This is a genomic window from Streptomyces spongiae (assembly GCF_009377185.1).
GTDB classification, from domain to species: domain Bacteria; phylum Actinomycetota; class Actinomycetes; order Streptomycetales; family Streptomycetaceae; genus Streptomyces; species Streptomyces spongiae.
Genome location: NZ_VJZC01000886.1, coordinates 1 through 2,862, shown reverse-complemented (window position 1 = coordinate 2,862; position 2,862 = coordinate 1). Strand labels below are relative to the sequence as shown.

Here is a 2,862-nt window from a genome sequence, read left to right as displayed (position 1 = left end):
GCGCTACCGGGGAAGGTGCGGCGGTTCTACGAGGTCGCCCGCGCCTTGCGGTAGATGAGGGCGCCGCCGAGGATCGCGCCCGCGGCCACGGGCAGCGTGAGGCCGAGGGGCAGCTCGCTGCCGGTCTGGGCGAGCTGCTCGAGGCCCTCGGGCTGCGTGACGGTCTGCGTACCCGGGGTGTTCTCGTGGCCACCGCCCGGGGTCTCACCGCCCGGGGTCTGTCCACCCGGGTTGCCGGGATTACCGGGCTGTCCCGGCTGTCCGGGCTCCCCCGGCTTGCCCGGCTGCTCCGGGTTTCCGGGGTTGCCCGGGTTGCCCGGATGTCCAGGGTTCCCCGGGTTTCCGGGCTGCCCCGGCTTTCCGGGCGGGTTCTCGTGGCCGCCGCCCGGAGGCGTGTGGTGGCCCCCGCCGCGCGAGCCGTTGGCACAGTCGTTGCCCGTCGTGGCGTTGCCGATGCCGCCGACACTCACGTTGTTGCCGCAGACGTTGACCGGCACGTCGACCGGCACCTGGACGTTGTTGCCGGAGCCCACGCCCGGCGAGCCCTTGGCGTTCCCGTCGGCGTGGGCCCCGCCGCCGTGGCCACCGCCGTGGTGCGAGCCACTGCCGCCGCCCTTGTTGGCGCACTTGTTGCCCACCGACGGGTTGAGCGCCCCCACGACGTTCACCGTGTTGCCGCAGACGTTGACCGGGACGTGCACCGGTGCCTGCACCGAGTTGCCCGACAGCACGCCGGGAGAGTTGGTGGCGGAGCCCTGGGCTCCGGAGTCGGCGCTCGCGTAGCCGCCGGTCACGGCGATGACGCCCGTCGCGGCGGCCACGGTCATCAGGCCCTTGCGGGTGACCTGTCGCATTGCTGAATTCCCTGCCTTCGACCTTGTCTTGGACCTTGTGCTTGTCCTGGACCTTGCGGAAAGACCCGTCGGCCCCGGAGTGCATGGCGCGCACTCCGGGGCCGACGGACTCAGCCCCTCATGGGGTGAGGCCCCTCACGGGGTGAGGCACAACGTCACTTGTTGATGCAGGTGTTGCCGAAGGCGGGGTTCAGCAGCCCGATCACCGAGATCGTGTTGCCGCACACGTTCACCGGGACGTGAACGGGCGCCTGGACGACGTTGCCCGACAGCACACCCGGGGAGCCGATGGCGGCACCCTGGGCACCCGAGTCGGCAACCGCCAGGCCCGCACCCGCGAGAACCAGACCACCAGTGGCGGCGGCAGCAGCGACGACCTTCTTGATCATTATTCCTCCTAGTTGGCAAAGCGACTCCAAGTAGCGAGTCACATCACCTGTAACGAGGAGGATGTAATGGAGCTACGAGCTTATGGTCGCATTCACCCGTCCCGGTCGATCTTCGTACAGGCTGGCGAATACATGCCGGCGAACACCGAGGTCAGGACGCGTCGATGAAACGGTCGAGCACGCGCACCCCGAACTTCAGCCCGTCCACCGGGACCCGCTCGTCGACGCCGTGGAACATGCCCGCGAAGTCCAGCTCCGGCGGCAGCTTCAGCGGAGCGAAGCCGAAGCAGCGGATGCCGAGGTCGTCGAAGGACTTGGCGTCGGTGCCGCCGGAGAGCATGTAGGGCACCGCACGGGCGATCGGGTCCTCGGCCCCCAGCGCGCTCTGCATGGCGTCGACGAGCTTTCCGTCGAAGCCGGTCTCCAGGGCCTTGTCCGCGTGCACGTCCTCCCTCTTCACGCGCGGGCCGAGGATCCGGTCGAGGTCGGCGAGGAACTCCTCCTCGTGGCCGGGCAGGAAGCGCCCGTCGACGTGAGCGGTGGCCTGCCCCGGGATGACGTTGACCTTGTAGCCGGCGCCGAGCATGGTGGGCGCGGCGGAGTTCCTGAGCGTCGCACCGACCATCTTGGCGATGCCGCCGAGCTTGGCGAGGGTCTCGTCCATGTTCTCGGGGTCGAGTTCGGTACCGAGCGCGTCGGAGAGCTCGTCGAGGAACGACCGCACGGTCTTGGTGACCCTGACCGGCCACGTGTGGCGCCCCAGCCGCCCAACGGCCTCGCACAGTTCGGTGATGGCGTTGTCGGTGTTGGTCATCGAACCGTGCCCTGCCGTGCCGTCCACGGTGAGCCGCATCCAGTGCATGCCCTTCTGGGCCGTCTCCACCAGGTACAGACGCAGGTTCTCGTTCACGGTGAAGGAGAAGCCGCCGACCTCGCCGATCGCCTCGGTCACGCCCTCGAAGAGGTCGGGGTGCTGCTTGACGAGGTGCTTGGCACCGTACGTACCGCCCGCCTCCTCGTCCGCGAGGAACGCCAGCACGATGTCACGCGGCGGCTTGCGCCCACTGCGCAGCCGGTCCCGGACGACCGCCAGGGTCATGGCGTCCATGTCCTTCATGTCGACGGCGCCGCGCCCCCACACGCACCCGTCCGCGATCTCGCCGGAGAAGGGGTCGTGGGTCCAGTCGTCGGCGTTGGCCGGTACGACGTCGGTGTGACCGTGGATGAGGAGCGCGGGCCGGGACGGGTCCTCACCCTCGATACGGGCCACCGTGGACGCGCGCCCGGGATGCGACTCGAAGACCTTCGGTTCGAGCCCCACCTCCGCGAGCTTCTCGGCAACGTACTCGGCGGCCTTGCGCTCACCCGGGCCGGAGTGGTCGCCGTAGTTGCTGGTGTCGATCCGGATCAGCTCACGGCAGAGGTCCACGACCTCGTCCTCGCCGGTGACGTGCCTGGTCGTGTCCTTCTCGCTCACGCTGCTTCCTCCCGCTGTCACGGCCTGTGTACGCCCCTCATCCTCTCTCCGCGCCCCCGCCCGCCCCAAGACCGGGCCCGGCCCGTCACACGCCGTTCACGCGGAGACAGGGTGTGATCAGGGGCCCTCCAAAGCCTGGTAG

At 69.5% G+C, this 2,862-nt stretch carries 3 protein-coding genes; all 3 read right to left on the bottom strand.

What is annotated here, in order from left to right:
• Window positions 1-26: 26 nt before the first annotated feature.
• Window positions 27-854 carry a chaplin gene (locus FNH08_RS53795; protein WP_152778231.1) on the bottom strand — a complete coding sequence of 276 codons (828 nt, stop codon included), beginning with the start codon at window positions 852-854 and terminating at the stop codon, window positions 27-29.
• A 155-nt stretch (window positions 855-1,009) separates the two neighbouring features.
• A complete protein-coding gene (gene chpH / locus FNH08_RS48220; protein WP_152778230.1) occupies window positions 1,010-1,243 on the bottom strand; it encodes a chaplin ChpH in 234 nt (77 codons plus the stop codon).
• A gap of 151 nt (window positions 1,244-1,394) precedes the next feature.
• On the bottom strand, window positions 1,395-2,720 hold the full coding sequence (locus FNH08_RS48215) for a M20/M25/M40 family metallo-hydrolase (protein ID WP_322726617.1): 1,326 nt from the start codon (window positions 2,718-2,720) through the stop codon (window positions 1,395-1,397).
• Between the last annotated feature and the right edge of the window lie 142 nt (window positions 2,721-2,862).

Bases quoted from the DNA above. Each gene is read 5' to 3' on its own strand.
- chpH (WP_152778230.1), bottom strand. From the start codon at position 1,243: ATGATCAAGAAGGTCGTCGCTGCTGCCGCCGCCACTGGTGGTCTGGTT.
- FNH08_RS53795 (WP_152778231.1), bottom strand. From the start codon at position 854: ATGCGACAGGTCACCCGCAAGGGCCTGATGACCGTGGCCGCCGCGACG.